At 54.5% G+C, this 19,740-nt stretch carries 15 protein-coding genes and 1 pseudogene; 4 read left to right on the plus strand and 12 right to left on the minus strand.

Annotated elements, in window-relative coordinates:
* The 8 genes from C0617_RS16150 to C0617_RS16185 all read right to left on the minus strand — a co-directional run.
* Positions 1-231: hypothetical protein (locus C0617_RS16150; RefSeq protein ID WP_291318066.1), on the minus strand; the 231-nt coding region annotated here is incomplete at its 3' end.
* A 30-nt stretch (positions 232-261) separates the two neighbouring features.
* The gene (locus C0617_RS16155; RefSeq protein WP_291318108.1) at positions 262-1,386 is read right to left on the minus strand and encodes a glycosyltransferase family 4 protein; all 1,125 of its coding nucleotides are present in this window, start codon (positions 1,384-1,386) and stop codon (positions 262-264) included.
* A gap of 17 nt (positions 1,387-1,403) precedes the next feature.
* On the minus strand, positions 1,404-2,315 hold the full coding sequence (locus C0617_RS16160; protein WP_291318067.1) for a hypothetical protein: 912 nt from the start codon (positions 2,313-2,315) through the stop codon (positions 1,404-1,406).
* 185 nt (positions 2,316-2,500) lie between these two features.
* Positions 2,501-3,511: a sulfotransferase gene (locus tag C0617_RS16165; RefSeq protein ID WP_291318068.1), complete on the minus strand. Its 1,011-nt coding sequence runs from the start codon at positions 3,509-3,511 to the stop codon at positions 2,501-2,503.
* Positions 3,512-3,852: 341 nt separating this feature from the next.
* The gene (locus tag C0617_RS16170) at positions 3,853-5,325 is read right to left on the minus strand and encodes a hypothetical protein (protein ID WP_291318069.1); all 1,473 of its coding nucleotides are present in this window, start codon (positions 5,323-5,325) and stop codon (positions 3,853-3,855) included.
* Positions 5,326-5,469: 144 nt separating this feature from the next.
* On the minus strand, positions 5,470-6,795 hold the full coding sequence (locus C0617_RS16175; RefSeq protein WP_291318070.1) for an oligosaccharide flippase family protein: 1,326 nt from the start codon (positions 6,793-6,795) through the stop codon (positions 5,470-5,472).
* A gap of 115 nt (positions 6,796-6,910) precedes the next feature.
* Positions 6,911-7,819, minus strand: a complete 909-nt coding sequence (locus C0617_RS16180; RefSeq protein ID WP_291318071.1) for a sulfotransferase — start codon at positions 7,817-7,819, stop codon at positions 6,911-6,913.
* A 729-nt stretch (positions 7,820-8,548) separates the two neighbouring features.
* A complete protein-coding gene (locus C0617_RS16185; protein ID WP_291318072.1) occupies positions 8,549-9,406 on the minus strand; it encodes a PHP domain-containing protein in 858 nt (285 codons plus the stop codon).
* A gap of 414 nt (positions 9,407-9,820) precedes the next feature.
* On the opposite strand from C0617_RS16185, the gene C0617_RS16190 reads away from it, so the two are divergent.
* The 4 genes from C0617_RS16190 (at position 9,821) to C0617_RS16205 (ending at position 14,905) form a co-directional block, all read left to right on the plus strand.
* On the plus strand, positions 9,821-10,780 hold the full coding sequence (locus tag C0617_RS16190; protein ID WP_291318073.1) for an ABC transporter ATP-binding protein: 960 nt from the start codon (positions 9,821-9,823) through the stop codon (positions 10,778-10,780).
* Positions 10,781-11,773 (plus strand): oligopeptide/dipeptide ABC transporter ATP-binding protein, encoded by a 993-nt coding sequence (locus C0617_RS16195; RefSeq protein ID WP_291318074.1) that lies wholly within the window; start codon positions 10,781-10,783, stop codon positions 11,771-11,773.
* Positions 11,774-11,957: 184 nt separating this feature from the next.
* On the plus strand, positions 11,958-14,309 hold the full coding sequence (ptsP, locus tag C0617_RS16200) for a phosphoenolpyruvate--protein phosphotransferase (protein ID WP_291318075.1): 2,352 nt from the start codon (positions 11,958-11,960) through the stop codon (positions 14,307-14,309).
* A 206-nt stretch (positions 14,310-14,515) separates the two neighbouring features.
* Positions 14,516-14,905 carry a DUF2721 domain-containing protein gene (locus C0617_RS16205; protein ID WP_291318076.1) on the plus strand — a complete coding sequence of 130 codons (390 nt, stop codon included), beginning with the start codon at positions 14,516-14,518 and terminating at the stop codon, positions 14,903-14,905.
* A gap of 162 nt (positions 14,906-15,067) precedes the next feature.
* Here the strand turns inward: C0617_RS16205 and C0617_RS16210 are convergent, their stop codons facing one another.
* From C0617_RS16210 to C0617_RS16220, 4 genes and pseudogenes are all read right to left on the minus strand, one after another.
* Positions 15,068-15,220: a hypothetical protein gene (locus C0617_RS16210; RefSeq protein ID WP_365889465.1), complete on the minus strand. Its 153-nt coding sequence runs from the start codon at positions 15,218-15,220 to the stop codon at positions 15,068-15,070.
* A gap of 112 nt (positions 15,221-15,332) precedes the next feature.
* Positions 15,333-15,587 (minus strand): hypothetical protein (locus C0617_RS16215; RefSeq protein WP_291318077.1); only part of this gene is annotated, 255 nt, incomplete at its 5' end.
* Position 15,588: 1 nt separating this feature from the next.
* Positions 15,589-16,172: pseudogene (locus C0617_RS17245) on the minus strand (UbiA family prenyltransferase); the annotation flags it as partial.
* Between the two features lie 823 nt (positions 16,173-16,995).
* Positions 16,996-19,677, minus strand: coding sequence for a WD40 repeat domain-containing protein (locus C0617_RS16220; protein WP_291318078.1), 2,682 nt, complete (start codon positions 19,675-19,677; stop codon positions 16,996-16,998).
* Positions 19,678-19,740 lie beyond the last annotated feature (63 nt).

The raw sequence follows: 19,740 nt of genomic DNA on the forward strand, positions 1-19,740 counted from the left end.
GACCTGCGACCTGATCAATTCCCGGCAGAAGAGAAAGGGGCTGGAAAACAGCCTGAAGACTTTGATTGCAGCGGTTTCGTCCCGCCCCTCGCTGCCGACTTGAAAGTGACCCAGGCGGAAATCCTCTCCCAGCCGGGACTGCAGGAGCAGGTTGAGGTGGGTAGAAACCCCGCTGACGGCCCCGAGAGACGGCCCGAGAAGAAGAATGTGATGTTTATTTATAGGGTCCATGCTGGTGTCAGCCAAATCCCGGGAAAAACGTCATGGGCCATAGGTGGAGAGGATTTCCCGATAAACGCTTTCCTGGTGGAAAGCATCGCGGATATACGCTCTCAGCTCAGGATTCTGTCTCTGCCTGCCCTGGAGCGCCTCGACGACAAATTCAGCAGCGCTTTGCACATCACCGACCTCGACGATTCTCATCCCTCTGCCGGCGAAATCATCGGCGCACTCTTCAACGACCCCGACCCGGGTCGCGACGAGGGGAAGTCCTGCGGCCGCCATCTCCAGAGGGACAAGGCCGAAGGTTTCCTCTGCGGAAAGGAAGAGGCCGCAGTCGGCCCCGCGAAAGGTTTCGAGCAGCCTGTCCATGTTGGTCTGACCCAGGAAGTCGACCCTCGAGGCAAGGCCGTGTTCCGAAAGATACCGCTCGATTTCAAGGAAGTAGGGGCTTTCCCTTTGGACAGGCCCGCAGACCGTCAACCGCAATTCCTTGCCGGGAAACGATTCGGCGGCCATCCGCACAGCCTTGATGCAGTCGAGCGTCCTTTTGCGGGGGATGACCGCACCTGCCGTAACGATATGATAATAGTCCCGCTCCTGACGGGCCCCCCGGTCCTGAAAGAAACGGGAGGCAATCGGGTTTTTGATCAACAAAACGTTTTTCCCGAAATCATTTCGACATTCGCGAACGATTTCTTTAGAGACCGTTGTTACGACGTCTGCATTGCGTATCCCTGTCGGCTCTAAGACTTTCTCGTAAAGGAAGTCATTAAGAAAGCCCTCGCTCTGACGGCAGATTTTTTTGTAACCGTGAAGGGTCAGGACGGTCCGCGTCTTGGGAAAGGGGAAAGCGAGCATTGCCGCGAGATGACAATGGATCACATCCGGTCTGAAACGAATGGCCTCCCTCAGGACGATCAGGTTCTGAGAGACGAAACTCGGTATTCCTCGCCAGGGCCGATGGTTGTACATTATGACCGAGACATGGTCGGCCAGCTGTTTTTCCTCTCCCTGGCAAACATAGTCATTGAAAGGGTTGAACGCGACAACCCGGTACCGGCAGTCCTGATCCTTCCGGATAATTTCGCCGAGCAGGACCTGGCAAACGGAATCGACACCCCCCCCGCTCCTCTCGTAAAGCCTCTTTACGGAGGAAGCCAGCATTACGACCAGAATCTTTTTCAAGGTAAAGGCCCCAGGGATTGGGAGAACTTGAGTCGATTGTTGTATATCCTGTATTGTTTAACTTTGGACTTGATCTTTTTTGAAGAAAACAACTTTGAAAGAAATCCGAAAAAGACAACCATGCATATGGACCATGATTTGATCAACGAAACGGACAGAAAAGTCATCATTCGATTGGAATATTTATGGTGATAAGTCCGGAGAGATTCTGCCTCGGAAACGGTTTTCACCTCGGACACGTCACAACTGGAAGATTTGGCTTCAAATGTTCGATACGAGATTTTTGGCGAGAAAAGAACCTCTATGTTTTGCAACCGCGCACGCATACAGAGATCGACTTCTTCGTAAAAAAGAAAGTATTCTTCCCCAAACCCGCCAATCGCGTCAAAAGTCTCTTTGGTGGTCACGATGAGAGCACCCGGGACCCAGTCAACGGGCTGAAAATCGATTGAAGGATCAAGTCGAAGGGTCCCGAACAACTTGTCTATCGGAGAAAACAGCTTGGAGAGATTGAAGAGCATGAAGCGGTAGGCATCGTAAAGGGGGTGAGGAAACTTCGGATATTCCAACCCGCCGTCCTTGACCCCGGAGACGATGAATTTCTTTGCGGGAGGGTTTTCAAAATCAAAATCCCATTTTTCGATAGAGATATCCGGATTGAGCGCAACGATATTCGGATATTTAGAATTTCTCACCCCGAAGTTGATGGCACGGCCATAACCGAGGTTCTCTTCCGGGCAGAGAACGGTGGTAATAGCGTCGCCATGCCCGGAAATATCTTCTCCACTGTTATTGACAATTATTATCTCGCCCAGGCGTGGCAAGAACTTTTTAAGATTCGAGACGATATCTTTTAAAAGGTGACCTGAAAAATAATTGACGATGATGGCAGTAACCTTCTGATCCAATTACGACCTGCCTTTCCTAGTACTGAAACCTAATTCTTTATCCTAGAGGCTGAAGAGACCAACCGAAACCATCAAAACTTTTCACGATTCATTTTGCCATCTATTTTCACTTCCAAAGACAACTCAAAATCCATTCGATAAACACAAGAGAAAAAACCCGAAATGGCACATGGTTCGTTTGGATTTTAACAACTGCTCCCGGAGTGCTTGGAATACCTCAAATAAAAGAGTATATTCTTGAAAAGACCCCTTTTTTCGTTGTCATGGAAAAGAAGGTTGACCCCATCTAAAACCTTAAGTGCTTCCATCATTAGGGGGTGAATCCTATCAACTGGCCCCTCATAAGTCGTTGAGTACTTGTACGCGTGAAGAGTCTCCATGCAGACTTTCTCTATTTTCCTGACCTTGGCCGCGGAAAGTTCAGCCTGCCATTTCCCCTTGTTTCCCTCAACCACCTCCGTGGCCCCTTGCGCCCCTCCAATTTTTTCGGTTGTGTTTTCAAAGAAAAGCATATCTTCGCCAAAAGATATTCCTATGAAATCGCAAACTGCTTGCAGTTCTTTTTTTGGATTGTCAAGCAGATCCTCAAAACGAACCTCAATCGCACGATTTGGGCAACACGCAAGAGACGCCTTGGCGTTGCCAACGTCATCGGCCCAGCGCTGTGCTGCACGGATCATGTTTTTCCCCCAGGCTTTATTAATGGAGAGGCAATAATCGCGCACATCTCGAACGATATAAATGAATTTGCCCCCGGGGAAAAGTTCCATCAGTAAGGGAATATGCCGGATATAAGAGGGAGACTTGTCCCCCCAGATCATTTGAGTCGTGCACCCCGTGTCGAGTCGAACAAGGCTTTCGAACACACCGGCTACAGTCCAATCTCCACAGGCTTCATGCCACTTTTTTGCTGAAATTATTTTTCCATGGCTTTTTTCAATATAATGAAAGTACGAGCTTTTTATTGCAGAGTTGTAGAATATCTGGAAATTTTCAAAATCGCGCAAATCACCATACTCGGGCCAATGTTTTGCCCAAAAAGGTAAAATCTCTGTCTCCGAACTGGAAAAGGCAACATCGGGGTGATTATTGAGTATCCCCCTCAACAACTTCGTCCCACTCCTTGGCATGCCTACAATAAATATGGGTCCGTTAAATTCGCCCATCGCCTGTCCCCTAACCTCGTGTTTAAGCATCTTGACGGCCCTTTCATTGCAGCCAATGAGGTGTAATTTTATGTCTCACCAAGACAGTGGACTTTATTTACTACGTCTAGGAACAGAAAGAAACCAAACTCATCCAAACCGGCCTTAAGGGTTGCTGTCAACCAAAAACAAATACCAACAGCAGAACTAGCGTCTACATCAAAACCCTTTAAGTCATCTCAAACATTCTCCCTAATTGAAAAGATAACATTTCTCAAGGGGTCCAGCTTCTGCCACCACCGATGTTTAAAAAGAAAATTTCAAACCGGGCAAAAAGAGCAAATTCCTTAAAGCTGCTGGTCAGCCTCTTCAACTCCCCGAAGAGAGACATTTCAAGTAGGGGCACCCAACTCATTTAACTCTTGTTTTGAAGTCCCTTCTTTGATCTCACTGCCCGCTCCAAGGTGAAGAAGGAACAAAAAGAGGCCAGTATAAACGACCATTCTTTCGACGATCATGTTGTTCAATGTTGGGGTAACTAAATTATATACAAAAACAAGCAAAATCACTTGATAATTGTATTTACCATCAAAATCGGGTGACCGGATGATAGAAACAACATCCCTCAGTGATTTATACAAAAAACAACAAAGGAGTACTATTCCACCAACCCCGAAGAAAAGAATGGTGGTGAATCCATTTATGTCAATATAATTATATCCCCTCAAGGCAGAGGCTATAGTCACGGGATTGTTCGGAAATTTTGTATCGCTGAATACACCAACCCCTGTTATCGGTGCGCGATCCAGCCAAAGACTGTAAAAATACTGGAACCCTTCCTTTCTAATGGAAACATTACCTTCATTTTTATCAATTTCGGTAACGGTCTCTTTATAAATCTCACTGAGGAAGGACTCTGACAACACTGAATCTAAAACACCTGTCAAGGCGACAGTTGCAAGGAGAGCTACAGAAAACAAAAAGACCATCACCTTGCCGTATGACTTGTTTATAAGAAACCAAACAATGCCTGTTATGAATATCCCCCCATAAACGGCCCTTGTCATGCCTATGAATATTGAATTATAAAGACACAGAAAGAAACAAATGGCATAGAAAATCCTGCTAAAACTCCCCTTGGAAGTCTCTTGGAATTTCACCAAGGAGTAAATAGCGGATACAATCGTTAAGAACTCACCCACATGGATTCGGAGTTGGCCGGCCCGTTCCTGCCCGACAGCATAATAGTGGGAGAAAACCACACCCCCGCCAAGGGCGACATCAACAATTGACAGCAAGGAGACAAGCGCCCCCAACCAAGCCAAATATTTAAGCAAACGGAAACCCTCCTCACGGGTCGCCCCAACAGCCACAAGAAAAAAGTAACTGCAAAACAACAAGTACTTCCTTGCCGCCACGAGTCCGAAAGCCATGGGTTGCCCAAAAATCAAATAAGAGCCACAAAACAAGGAAAACAGGATTACACTAAAAAAAAGAATTATATAAACACCATAATTCCAACGAACACGAAAAAGGTGACTCCAAACCCTGTTAAAATTTAAAACAATAAGTGGCAACATCAAGGCATAGCCAATATCTGAAAGCAATCGTTGGCGGGCCCCGAAAGTAAACATATCAAAACATTCTTCCGCAAAAAAAATAACGACCAAAAAGGCCTCTGCGGGGTACTTGGTTGCAAACCGGACCCATCCCCAAAAAACAATAAGAACTACCGGAAACCAGAACTTCAGCCCCCCAGTGACAATAGCACTGGAGGACAGCATCCCCAATGCAATTGCAGTCACACCTATCAATAGGTGTTCTTTTTTTATGCTCGTTGGGATCAAGACTTCAAAACCCTTCAAAATCCTTTGTCGAATGCTTCGTCCACCGTAGGGCCCTTTTGCCCTAGTTCAAAAAGGAGGAAAAAGAACTCCCTAAAGGCACCCCGTCATAGAATTTTGTAAAGACATCTTTTTCGAAAATCTTTTCACCTGACAAGGTTGACGTCAGGCCTGTTCGCACAGAAAGTTGTATTTGGTTTTCATTTGAAAAACAAAAAGATAAACGGTCCCCAAAAAAGCACCTGGCACAAAACACCATGCAACAGAAACAACGTCTACCCCAGAACCAACAAAAAGCACAACCCCCAACGAAACCAAAGTGCCGCCTGCAACTGCTATATGATGAACCAACAACCTTCCGACCTTCCCAAGCCCCATACATATGTAATAGGGAATCACACCTACAAGACTGATGAAGGTCGCCAAAAGCATGACCCTGAAAGAATTGGGGATGGAAGGGATATAGTCCCCCCCCAGCCAGACCTTAAATAACCCTTCCGCCATCAGAAAAATCACCGCATACAGAGGTATTGCCCCGAAAAACAGCAACAAGTAGGCCTTGGAGACCACTTTTTTCATTTCCAAGAAACTATTCCGACTTCCTTCGGATGACAACTTGCTAACCTCAGGCATTAGGGCCCTAAACGCAACCTCAAACACTCCACGTATCTGCATTCCCGCTCGATAAGCCAGTTCAATAACAGGCACCCCTTCGACCCCAATGGACCGAGTAATAACAATTTTAGCTATTGGAAGAACCATCACATTCAACATGGATCCGGAAAAAATGTTGAACCCGAAGCTAAACATCGCCCGAAGTCGCTTCCAAGAAAAAGAAGATATTTTGAAAATATCAACTTTAATCATGCTCCTCAATTTCACATAATTAATCACGAACATAAACAGATAGGCAAAAACATTGGCCAAAAGCAGACTAATCACTCCTTTACCCATCAATAATAAAGGAACAGACAATATCAACGGTGCAACCTGAAGTGCCGTCTGAGAATAATTGGCAATATCCAAGCGCCCAACACCACCTATAACAGAGTTTAGGACTTGATACGCCAAAGCCCCCATGCTGAATACGACCATATAAATCATAAGACTGGCTACCAGTTCGGCATTTCCACCCTCAAGGCCCATCATGACGACTATTTGCCACTTAAATAAAACAACTAACCCCAAGATTGCTATGCAAATGGCTATCAAAACACATATAGATGTCACAAAATACTCTTGAATTGCCTCGTTGTCACCCCTTCCACGTTCTTCCGCCACAAGCTTTATTATTGCTGGTGTTATTCCCAACAAACCCATTTGAGCAAAAGTCAGAATCGTAGAAAGAAGCAGCCAACTGCCATAATGCTCATAACCCAAGAAATGGATATAAAGGGGATACTTGATTGCCGACACTATAAGTCCAAGACCCATCGAAATGGACCCTGAAAGCATATTTAAACTTAATTGAGTAGGAAAGAATTTTTTCAAACTGGTCATTCCCAAGGGTTAAGAGAAGCGTGATTGAATATCTAAGCTTTAATAGGTTCCTTACCCCCTCGCCACAACCACAAACAACAAAAGGAAAATGGCGTATCGACATGCCTTAGAAATGCCAGCAATCGATTTTTCTCCCGAGCAATTCCTCCAAAGAGGCGCGATCCGACTCAAATCTGCTAGCCAAAAGATTTACTGCATCTATTTCTATATCTTCAGCCGGTATGAGATTTAAATTCTCAAGGTAGCATTTTAGTGATGTTCTAAGTTCTTTGGGTACAACTTTCTTGAACAACTTCTTCAGTGGACTATCTTCATAAATCACATTCTTTACAAACCGGAATCTAAGCGTCCCGGACCGGTTCAAAACCTTTCCACTCTGAACGCTTACCGAATCATCGACCCCGAGAAATTTGAAAAGATCCCGCAGGGAACCCTCAGTATCCCGCACCATCTCCTCGAAGATTACGACTTTCACGTTTTCAGGCCCAAAAACATCCATAAAAAACCTGAGATTCTGCGAATACAACGAATGCTCTGAGTAACGCCAGAAATCGCTCCACCCCTTCGCCTTCCTCTGCTCCTCCTCGCAAAGGGCGTTGTAGAAAGAGAGGGTTTCCCTGTCGTCACGAACCAGATGCATGTAATTTGAGTAGGCTCTCTTCAATGGATCCCGCAAGGAAATGACGACTTTGATATTACCCAGTCGTTTCCGCATTTCATGTGCGACTTCTCTGAAGTAGAAATATGATGGGGAGATCTCCCCGATGGCGCTGACTTCCCCTGCATTGCAGAAACAGTTTTCGTACTCTCTGAATGTGGAGCAGACACTCTGCAGGGACCCAAGATCTCCTGGCCCCGCCAAAGACTCCTTCAGAAACCGGTATGAAAAGTAATGAAGTTCCTTTTTCTGGGGGAGGAATATCTGAGGATGCTGCCGCAGATAATGGTCCAGAGAGGTCGTCCCGGCCTTGGGGACGCCAATTATGAGAAAATTAGGAAGCGGGGCCTTTTTCATGCAACAACTCCTCAACGTTCGTTCATCGGGCCGACATCACAGGGTCTCCCCCTGTCCCATCAGGAACCGATTGCGGCATCAAGCTGCCCCTCACCCACAATGCCATTTCCGTGCCGTCCCGACAACATCTTCCCGCCTTCATTTTCCGGCGCTCGCCCGCACACTTCCCCATCCAGGCGGCTATCGATCGACCGGGCAGCGGATTGTCGCAGGTGCAGCGATCGGTACAGTCAAAGGGAATCCCGGCAGCATCGACTTCAGGCGCAGCACCCAGGGGATCACAAACGGTGCAGAACTCGCTGCGGCACGGGTTGAATTCGGTGCGGCCGCGATTCCGGTTCCATGGGAGCGAGGGCCTCCAGGGGGGGCCGGCACAGATCATGGCCTTGGAGGTATGCCCACAAGCAGGTGCAGCAGTCGCACAGCATCCGCTCAATGAATAGGCCAACCACATTGGGTAGTGCGAGGCCGAAGCGACCAAGGACTCCCCGCCCGGAGAGCAATCCGGGACGTGCAGAAGGCCAGCGAAGAACTTTCCGGCGAAAAGACGTGACGGGCCTGCGGTATCGAGAAGGTCCCCCACGGGAAAATCACGGCACCTGACCGACTCGCGATGCCCCCGGAGAGGTCTGCGAAGGCGACCCCACAGTCAACATTTTGACCACGCAAGGCCCTACATGCCCTCATATCAAGCAGGGATCTCCACTGTTTTCGCCGAAACCTTATTTGTTATCGCAACTCAAGCCCGGCTCGCACCTCATCCACGCACCGATAGGGAATTTTCAGATTGCCCCGCCCTCCGCCGATGACGATCTCCCCCCCCTCGAGGCCGTGGAAGTCGGAGCCGCCGGTGATGATGAGGTCACGCCGGCGGGCCAGGGTGATGTACCAATCGATATCGGCGTTGGTGGCGCCACTGTTGTAGGCCTCGACCCCGTCGAGGCCGAGGCCGACAAAGATATCGAGCAGTCCTTCGAAAACCTTGCGGTCGTCGGTAATGAAGGGGGGATGGGCCAGCACCGCCACCCCGCCAGCCCGGTGGACCAGTTCGATGGCTTCGGCGATGGGGAAGAGGCGTTTTGAGACGTTGCAGGGAACGAGGTAGCGCCGGAAGGCCTCCTCGTTGCTGGAGACGACCCCCTTTTCGATCAGGGCCATGGCGATGTGGGGCCGCCCAACCGTTCCGCCGGCCCTGGAGCGTACCTGCTCGAAGTCGATCGTTGCCCTGCCCTCTCCGCGCAACATTTCGTTGATCCGTTCAACGATGCGGGCGCTGCGCCCCTCGCGAAATTCGCGAAACTCCCGAAGAGCCAGGCACAGTTCGGGATGATGGTGGTCGAAGCCGTACCCGAGAATATGGATATCCCGATACTCTTCCCAGACCACGGAGAGCTCCACCGCGGACAACACCTCGACGCCATACTGCCTACCGGCAGCCAGGGCCTCGTCGATACCGTCGATATTGTCGTGGTCTGCGATGGCGACGGCGGCCAGGCCGGCCGCAGCGGCCATGCGCAAAACCTCGCCGGGAGGGTGGATTCCGTCGGAATAGTTGCTGTGGAGGTGCAGATCTACCAGTTTGCCCAAAGCCTTCTCCTTCTTCCCGGGTCGCCCCCCTTGGGGGCAAGACCCCGGGGGAACACAAAAACCGAACCGTGGGCACTATATCCGATTTTGAAATTTTACGCCAAAGTTAATGAAACTGCAGAGCCTCACAAGGATCGATCCCGGTTGACGCAAAGAAAGTCTCCTGCCCCGGGGAGAAGAGCCAATCGAGAGGTCAGTGCTAATCGGGAAGGTTTTCACCCCGACTTCCGTCGGTCCGAGTTCAAGACCTTGAGCCGAGTGTCGGTCGGCGCATAAATGCCCGCCGCGAAACACCCGCGACAGCTTGACCGGAGCTGAAAATCCGTATAAGTTTGATTACTTGTTGCTCTCCGCGTGGTCCACCGGAGAGAACGCCTATCGCGAGAGAACCTCCCGACCGGAGCCCGACATTTCATGCAGCCCTTGCTAGAAGTTCGCAATCTGATGACCTACTTCTTCACCTCCGGAGGGCTGGTCAAGGCCATCCAGGGGGTCGATTTTTCCATCGGCCAGGGCGAGACCCTCGCCCTGGTGGGAGAGTCGGGCTGCGGCAAATCGATGACCGCCCTCTCCCTGCTGCGCCTGGTTCCCCGGCCGGGGCGCATCGTGGAGGGGGAGATCCTGTTCGGGGGCGAAGACCTGCGCCGCATCCCCGAGGACGAGATGCGCCGCATCCGGGGCAACCAAATCGCGATGATTTTCCAGGAGCCGATGACCTCCCTCAACCCGGTCCTCCGGGTGGGCGAGCAGATCGGAGAGGTCCTGCGCCTGCACAAGGGGCTGTCACCCCAGGGGGCCCTGGAGGCGGCGGTGAAGCTCCTCTCCCAGGTCGGCATCCCTTCGCCGGAGCAGCGGGTCGGCGAGTACCCCCACCAACTCTCCGGGGGGCTGCGGCAGCGGGTGATGATCGCCATGGCCCTGGCCTGCGACCCGCGCCTGCTCATCGCCGACGAGCCGACCACCGCCCTCGACGTGACCATCCAGGCCCAGATCATGGAACTGCTCCACGATCTCAAGAAGACGCGGGAGATGGCCACCCTGCTCATCACCCACGACCTCGGGGTGGTCGCCGAGGCAGCGGACCGGGTGGCCATCATGTACGCCGGCCTGATCGTGGAATACGCGCCGGTACGGGTCCTCTTCGACCACCCGCTCCACCCCTACACCAGGGGGCTGTTGGCCTGCGTCCCCCGCCTCGGTGAAAAGCGCGACCGCCTGGAACCCATATCGGGCCAGGTCCCCAGCCCCGGAGAGCTGCCCCCGGGCTGTTCCTTCCTCGATCGCTGCCCGGAGGCCTTCGCCCCCTGCCGGGGCAAAGTTCCCGAACTGCGCGAGGTCAGCCCCGGACACCTGGTGCGCTGCTGGAGAGACTAGATGGACACCCTCCTGGACGTGCGCGACCTGCGCAAGAGCTTCTCCGTCTCCCCCGGCCCCCTCGGAGGGAAAAACCTCGAACTGCGTGCGGTGGACGGCGTCTCCTTCACCCTGCGCAAAGGCGAGACCCTCGGCCTGGTCGGTGAATCGGGCTGCGGCAAGTCAACCACCGGGAAGCTCATCCTGCGCCTGCTCGAGGCCGACGACGGACAGGTGACCTTCGGCGGACAGGAGATCCTGGGGATTTCGCCCCGCCGGCTGCGTCCGTTGCGACGCCAGATGCAGATGATCTTCCAGGACCCCTATTCCTCCCTCAATCCCCGGATGCGGGTGGGAGAGATCGTGGGCGAACCGCTGAAAATTCATGGCCTTGCCAGCGGAACGGGCCTTAAGGAGGAGGTCCTTCGCCTGCTGAAGACCGTCGGCCTGGCCGAGCAGCACTACGAACGCTATCCCCACGAATTCTCCGGCGGACAGCGCCAGCGCATCGGCATCGCCCGCGCCCTTGCGGTGCGCCCCAGCCTGATCGTCGCCGACGAACCGGTCTCGGCCCTCGACCTCTCCATTCAGGCCCAGGTCGTCAACCTGCTCCAGGACATCCAGGAGGAGTTCGGCCTGACCTACCTCTTTATCGCCCACGACCTTGCGGTGGTCGAGCACATCAGCGACCGGGTAGCGGTCATGTACCTCGGGCGGATCGTCGAACTGGCCGACGCTGGCGACCTTTACCGCAAGCCCCTCCATCCCTACACCGAGGCCCTGCTCAACTCCGTTCCGGTACCCGACCCTGCCCGCCGAGACAGCGGCCCCTTGCTCAAGGGCGAAGTCCCCTCCCCCCTCTTCCCACCCAGCGGCTGCCACTTTCACCCCCGCTGCCCCTACGCCCGCGATCTCTGCGCCACCCAAAGCCCGCCCCTGGAGGAGAAGGGCGGTGGCCGCCAGGCGGCCTGCCACTTCAGCGACGAGGTTGGAAAGCACAGGAAACACAAATAAATAAACGTACGCCGAAAAGCATTCCATAGGGACATAGGGGTCATTTCCCGCCAGGAACCCTGTCCCTTCACCCGCCGCGCCGGTAACTCTCTCACCCGCGCGGCGTTTTTTTTATCGCCAACCCGCTCAGATTTGGTTAAGATAAGGCCTGATTTTTTAACCCTCTCCGAACCGCCCCCAAACCATGACAAAACGGCCCACAGAAAGACTCGGCGTCACCACCCTCGAGGACATCAGCACGCTTATCCTCCAGTCGCACGACCTGGGCGAGACATTGAACAACATTGTCTCGCTCGTCGCAAAGAGAATGAGGACGGAGGTCTGCTCCATCTATCTTCTCGAGGACGACCACCAGACACTGTGCCTGCGGGCCAGCAAGGGCCTCTCCCGGAAAGCCATCGGCAAGGTCAGCATGCGCATCGGCGAGGGCCTGACCGGAATGGCCGCCGAAGGGCGCCGCCCGGTGGCCATTCAGGAACCGCAAAGCCACCCCCGCTACCGCTATTTCAAGGAGACGGGCGAGGAGCGCTTCCATTCCTTCCTCGGCATCCCCCTTTTCGACCGCAAGAACCCCCTGGGGGTTATCGCCATCCAGACCACGGAAACCCGGCAGTTCAGCTCCGAAGAGATCAGCGCCCTCTCGACCATCGCCTTTCAGGTTTCGTCGATCGTCATCAACGCCCGCCTGCTCGACAGCATCCGCACCCAGGAGGAAGAGAAGAACCGCTTTGCCCGCGAACTCGAAGAGACCCGGCGCTCCATGGCCGAACCGGTCCCTGCCGCCGAGGTGGGAACGGAGACCGCACTGCGCGGCACCGTCGCCTACCCCGGCGTGGTCTCGGGGCCGGCCCACGTCATGGGCGAACGGCTCGGCTTTGCGGACATCCTCGGACAGGAAGGCGTCGAGGTGGAGGAGGAGAGGCAGCGCCTTGAGGGCGCCCTTGAGAAGACACGCATCCAGACCCTCTACCTGGAAAAGCGCGTTGCCGAACGCCTCTCCGAGGACGATGCGGCCATCTTCCATTCCCACCTGATGATTCTCGAGGACCGCAGCTTCATCGACAAGCTGCACCGGGAGGTGGACGAGGGCCACAGCGCACCTTACGCCCTGGAAAAGGTTCTCAGCGAGTATATCGAGGCCTTCTCGCGGATGGAGGACGCCTACCTGCGCGAGCGCGCGGTGGACATGGAGGACATCGGCCGGCGCATCCTCGGCAATCTGGTGGGCCAGGAGAACCACGTCCTGCAGCTCAAGCAGCCGGGCATCCTTCTGGCCAGGGAGATTCTCCCCTCGGACATGGCCGCCCTGGACCACGAGCAGATTCTGGGCATCGTCACCGAGGCCGGAGAACAGAACTCCCACGCCGTCATCATGGCCAAGTCCCTGGGCATTCCGGCCATCGTCGGGGTGAAGGGCGCGATGAAGGCGGTCAAACCGGACGCCCGGGTCATCCTCGACGCCAACTCGGGCTGCCTCTACGTCAACCCGGCGCCCCACGTGATCGAAGAGTACAGCCGCCTGGAGCAGGACTGCAGCCGGGAGCTGAACCGCCTCGGAGAGTACAGGGACCTGCCGGCCCAGACCCAGGACGGGACGCGCATCGTCCTACGCGCCAACGTCGGTTTGGTGAGCGACATCGACATCGCCCTGCGCAACGGAGCGGAAGGGGTGGGCCTGTACCGCACCGAGTTCCCCTACATGGCCCGGGGCAACTTCCCCGACCGCCACGACCAGTACCTGCTCTACCGCAAAGTCGTCGAGGGCTTCGAGGGCCACCCGGTGACGATCCGCACCCTGGACATCGGCGGCGACAAGGCCCTGCCCTACTTCGGGCACCCCCGAGAGGACAACCCCTTCATGGGCTGGCGCTCGGTGCGCATCTCCCTCGACAACAGGGACATTTTCGCGACCCAGATCGAAGCGATCCTCATGGCCGGGGTGCATGGACCGGTCAAGCTTCTCTTTCCCATGATCTCGGGCCTGGAGGAGGTGCGGGCCTGCCGCGCCCTGGTGGCCGAGGCCGAAGAGACGCTGCGCAAGGAAGGGATACCCTTCGCCAAGGAGATTCCCCTCGGCGTCATGATCGAGGTGCCGGCGGCGGTCCAGATGGCCCCCCAGCTCGCCCGCGAGGTCGACTTCTTCGCCCTCGGAACCAACGACCTCATCCAGTACATGCTCGCGGCCGACCGCAACAACCCTCTCGTCAGCAAGTACTACAACCCCCTTCACCCGGCGATCCTGCAGGTCCTGAGGGACGTCTCGGCGGTGGCCTTCAGCCAGGGCAAGGGACTCTGCCTGTGCGGCGAGATGGCATCGGATCCCCTCACCCTGGTGGTCCTGGTGGGCATGGGAATCCGCGAATTCTCCATGCCGGCCCCCTTCATCCCGCGGACCAAGGCCTTTCTGAGCGACCTCTCCCTGGACCTGGCCCGGGAGGCTGCCCGGGAGGTCATGACCATGACCGACAGCATCCAGGTGCGCGACTACCTGCTCAAAGTCCTCAAGGAGTTGGAGCAGGGATCCCGACCCCAGTAGGCCGGGCGCCCGACGAGAGCGTACCGCCCCGCGCGCCCTTCCCTCCCCCCTCCCCCCTCCCCCCTCCAGCCTGCTGGCGAGGTGCACTGCCGCCCCCGAAGTCCCAGACCACCCGTCACAAGGGGCAACTTCCCGCCAAAGGCCCAGAAGAAGAGAGAGCCGCGGCGCGAGGGGGAGAATCTCCTCGGAAACGAAAGGATCCCGCCATGCAGATCGAACTGACCACCCCGGCCCTCCTCTTCCCCGCCATCTCCCTGCTCCTGCTCGCCTACACCAACCGCTTTCTGGTGCTGGCGCAGCTGATCCGGGAGCTCAGCGGCAAAAGCCGCCAGGGGGGCGAGGAGAAGCTACGGCGGCAGATCGCCGGGCTGAGGAAGCGCATCGAGCTGATCAGGTGGATGCAGGGGTGCGGCGTCGTCTCCTTCCTCCTCTGCACCGTGGCGATGTTCGCCCTCTTCGTCGGCTGGCCCCTGGTCGGCAAGATCGTCTTCGGTGCCAGCCTGGCCCTGATGTGCCTGTCGCTCGTCCTCTCCCTGGTCGAGGTGGCGATCTCCTCCAACGCCCTGAACATCGAGTTGGAGGACATCCGCCCCTAAAGCCCCCCTGCCAAGGCGCCACCACCCCGCCAGCCACAACAGAAAAAGGCCGGGGCGTCGCCGCCCCGGCCTTGATCCTTACTTCAGCGCCCTGATCTTCTCCAGACTCTGCTGAAGGATGCCGAGTTTCTCCTCGGCGTCCCGCAGTTTGCCGCGATCCTTCTAAAGGATGCGGGGCGGTGCGTTGGCGACGAACTTCTCGTTGGAGATCTTCCCGGAAAACATCGCAACGTCCTTCCCGACCTTGGCGATCTCCTTGCTCAAGCGTTTCCCCTGCGCCTCGACGTTGATGAGGCCGGCGAGAAGCAGGAGGATCTACCTCCCCGGCTGGAACATTCGATGGCCCCTCAGCCTCCAAAACTCCGACCGCAAACTCCCGCCCCCCCCCTACCCGTGGCGCGATTCAACGCGAAAAACCATGTCGAGACTAGAGAAGCAGATGAGCGTAACCAATAAAAATCGCCGCAACGCAGCACTGCAATGCCAGCAACAGCTTTTCCGAATTTTTGAACCATACCGCAGCGATGACAAAAACCGCCAGGTTGCCTGCCACCAGGACGGCATTCAGCTCGAGCAGGAGGCCGGCGGCTACAATGGCGACGGAAACGAGCCCCGAGACGATGCGATACGCCCATCTGCCGCCGACGAGAGTGGTCAGGGTGACGACGCCACAGGCCCGGTCNCAGGCCCGGTCACCTTCTCCGTCCTTGATGTCCTTGAGGTGAGAGGCGATGAAAAAGAAACCGAAGATAAGGCCGAGCAGCTTGCCGTCGGCGCTGGAGAAGGCGAGTCTTCCGTCCACCAGGCAGGTGCCGAGGAGAAAGACCGAAACGCCGATCATCGCCAGCAGCAGGTGGCTGAGGAGAAAGACCCGCTTCAGCCTGAAGGGGTCACAGGAATAGAGATAACTCAGCGAGATTATGAAGATCAGGATGAAAACGAAGTACTCGTTGAGGGGGACGGCTAAAAAGAGCGACAGGACCAGCATCACCGTCTTGATGCCGGCGAAGGCCTGCGGCTCGATGTCCCCCCGCACCAGAGGCCGGCCCCGGTTGGAGATGCGGTCGATCTCGTAGTCGCCGATATCGTTGAGCATGGTCGAAAAGACGAAGGCGCACCCCAGGGAGAGGGCAGCGGCGCCGAGTTTGAGCAGGTCGTAGAGGTTGAAGAGGTCCTCGAAAATCAGACCGTTGACGGCGCTGACGGCCACCCCGAAGAACATGAGGGACAGATAGATCGCCAGCCGCTCAATGCGGAGCGACACCATGATTCCCCTGCGCACTTCGGGCCTCAGCAGACCGAAGAGAGACGCGCACAGAAAGAGGGCAACAGGGACGTAAAGGAGAAAATTGAGCTGAATGGGGGAGCGGGAGAAAAGGATCGACCGGTTGATTGCCTCCTCTGCCGAGGTGGAAAAGAGCCCGTTGTAGATCGCCGGCAGATAGCCGTAGAAGTAGATCGCGCTGTAGATGGAGAGAGCGCCCAGAGCCGAGCGCACCAGAGCGGCGGTGGCATTGTAGAGGTAGAGAAAAGAGAAAAGGACGGCGAGAAAAATCTCGACCCTGACCCCGTCGGTCACGTAGGAAATGGGAACCCGGGGGTCGAACAGGTGCAGGTACGAAAACCAGAAGCTGTCGAAATCGCTCTGGTAGGTGATGGCGCCGCTGCCGAACAGGAAAAAATCGAGCAGCGGCACCACGACAATGAGGGGAAAGAGCGCCAGAACGGCCTTGGCCACCGATAAAACCTGGGTGCCGGAAAAGAGCCGTAAGACCAGCACCAGGGTGAAGAAGACCGTCGCCCAGGAAAGGGCGATATGGCAGAAATCGCTGNGGTAAAACCGGGCGCCCAGGCCGACGGCATGGGACGCTTCGAGAATGTTCTCCAGAAAGTTGCGGACCGTGATGATCGCCAGCAAGGTCGCGAAAAAGGTGGCGACCCCGACCCGCTTCGCCTCGATCCGTTCAATCACCCTTGCGACAAAATTCATGCCCGACGCCTTTCCCCGGGCGGCAGCCCTTTCTCGTCATCCAGCGCAACGGAAATTTCCCGACAACACCTCCACCCTGCAATGGTTCCCGTGCGGGATTTCAATGGGTAACGACTTCAACATTATTGACCCAACGCATAGAGTCGAAGGTCCTGTCAGCAAATGACGAGTGATAATCTTTCATTACCTTGCCTTTCGGTGCAATGACAGTGTCTCCAACGACCACTGAAAATGCGGGTGCCCCTACCCATGTCTTATCGACAAGAACATAAGTGCATCCCCCCGCATTTATGCATTCCACAACTTTGCCTCTGAGGCTTCCGGCCTGCCAGGCCCTGGCTTTGTCAGCTTTGGCTTTGGCCTTGGGAATGGGATTTACATCCGTAACCGGCCAGACATAGGCGACCTTGGCATCCAGGCTACTCTTCGGCACCCCCTTGACGCTATGTTTCACCCGATACTCGTAAGCACTGAAAAATCCGGACGTCTTCTGGGTCACATCGACGGTTTCGGTGGCAAAAGGGGTCTCGTATTTGACCTTGAGCGGTTTTTTCGACGAGATAAACACGGTCACAGGGTTATCGAATGCGCTGTCATAGTCGCTCTTATCATATTCGAGGTTGATCGTAACTTTCTCAATATTTGCTTTGGAAAAGCGGTCGTCCCGGTCCTGGATGATCTGATTCCATCGGCGTATGAGCTGGGGCCACCACTCGCGGACCAGCTCGGTTTTCAGATAGCCGTCGATCAGGGCGAGGTCGGTATTCTCCTCTTCCATAGACCGGACCAGGCCCTCGTAAAACCGCTTCGGGATCACCGTCACCGTCACCGGAACGTTCACCAGGTCGGCCGGTTCCTCTTCGCCGAGTTCAAACTGGTACTTGTGCTTGTCGCCCGGCGCCAGCACAAAGGACTGGGGGTACGAAGAGGCGCTTTTATTTGTTTTCAACTCACTGTATTGACCATCCTTATCGCTCCAGGCACCGTAACTGCCGGTGACGTATCTTGAATAAACTCCCGTCCAGTCGGACTTCATCTGGACGAGGTAATGATTTTTCGACTCGTTTTTGACTTCGTAGATCGCCTTGTACCCGTAGACGTCCTCGTCGTGGCCGCCGCTGGAAGACGAATGTTTCTGGTTGGTGCTGTAGTTGATCGCCTCGCCGTTAATCATCATGTAGTCGTTATTAAAGCTTGTGTAAGACGAGGTGGTGTAGGGGACGTAACGCTCGCCGATCTTGCCGTGTTTGATAGAGTTGCGGACGCGCAGCTGGTATTTACTCAGGGCGTGTTCGGCATGCCTTTGCTTAAACGAAGGCACATCGACCAATAAAGATAGTGGCAACCTAAGGGCTTGCCTGTAGTCAACGCCCTCAAATTGGCTGTTCAGAAAGTAGCTTTTGGCTTCATCTTTAAACTTTTTTACATGCTCAAAATTTGGCATCTTTGTGACAGAAATAAAACCGCCACTATCTCCGGAAACGATTTTCCCTTCCCCCGTTGCTACAGACAACACACGAGGGCTAGGATTAGGATAGCTAGATAACAGCTTCCCGCTCTTCAAATCCCAAACCTTGACTGTAGCGTCATCACCACCGGAGACAATCCGGCCCTCGGTGACGACCACCGAATTGGTATCAGCTTTATGCCCGGAAAGGGTATGCAGCAGGTTGCCGCTCTTCAGATCCCAGATCTTGATGGTAGAGTACTTACCGACGGAGACAATCTGGCCACCGCTGATGGTCACCGATTTCACCCTATACCGGTCTCCCTCAATGGTGTATAGCAGTTTGCCGCTCTTCAGGTCCCAGGTTTTAATCATGCAGCTAACACCAGTGCCGCCAACATCACCTGAAACAATCCGGCCCTCACCTATGGCCACCGTCGACACCCAGCGATGATGTCCAGAAAGGGTGTCCAGGAGTTTGCCGCTCTTCAGATCCCAAACCTTGATGGTGTCGTCATCACTGCCGGAAATGATCCGCCCCTCACCGACAGCCACCGAGTTGATATCATATTTATGCCCAGAAAGGGTATTCAAGAGCTTGCCACTTGCTAAATCCCAAACCTTAATTGTGTTATCTTCACTGCCAGAAATAATTTTTCCGTTATTAACTGCAACAGAAGTAACGCGCCTTTCATGTCCAGAAAGGGTCTTCAATAGCTTGCCACTCGCCAGCCCCCAAACCTTAATTGTGTTATCATTACTACCTGATACAATTCGTCCTTCAGCGATAGCAACGTAGCGAATACGGTCGCTGTGTGCAGGAAAATAATGTGGGATACACCCACCATAAAGGCTGGCTCCTTCAATCGCCTCACTTAAATCCGCAAACAATTCATATTTGAAATAGTCTTGAACCGAGACATCAAAAGGGGAGATCATCTCAATTTCAAGGGCGAAGCGGATCTGTTTCTTCTTTTCCTGCTCTTCCGGAGTCAACCCACGCGCCTGCTTTTCAGGGGGCGCCGGCAGTTCCCACACGGCGACATCCTCTTTTGCTGGAGACGGTGCATTTTCCGTATTTTCATCGGGCCCGCCTTCCATTTCGGCGTAGGTCGAAATAGCGTCGCTTTCATATTCAATGCAAAACAGGATGGATCCGACAAGGAGCGATGGGAGCAGGAGACCATACACAATGGTCAGCTTCAGACGGCTGCGGTTTTTCTTTACAAAAAAGAGCATAACGTTTCTTGCCCCAGCCGAAAAAAGCCCGACCAGCCACAATATGCAAACAAGTCCCAGAAGTGCTGCTAACGACAAAAAAACTACCGAATCCATCTCATTCTCCCTGAATTAGTGAGAGGCCTGTTAATCCCCCCCGACTCCCGAGCAGCACTCTTT

The sequence above is a fragment of the Desulfuromonas sp. genome (assembly GCF_002868845.1).
Lineage (GTDB): Bacteria > Desulfobacterota > Desulfuromonadia > Desulfuromonadales > BM501 > BM501.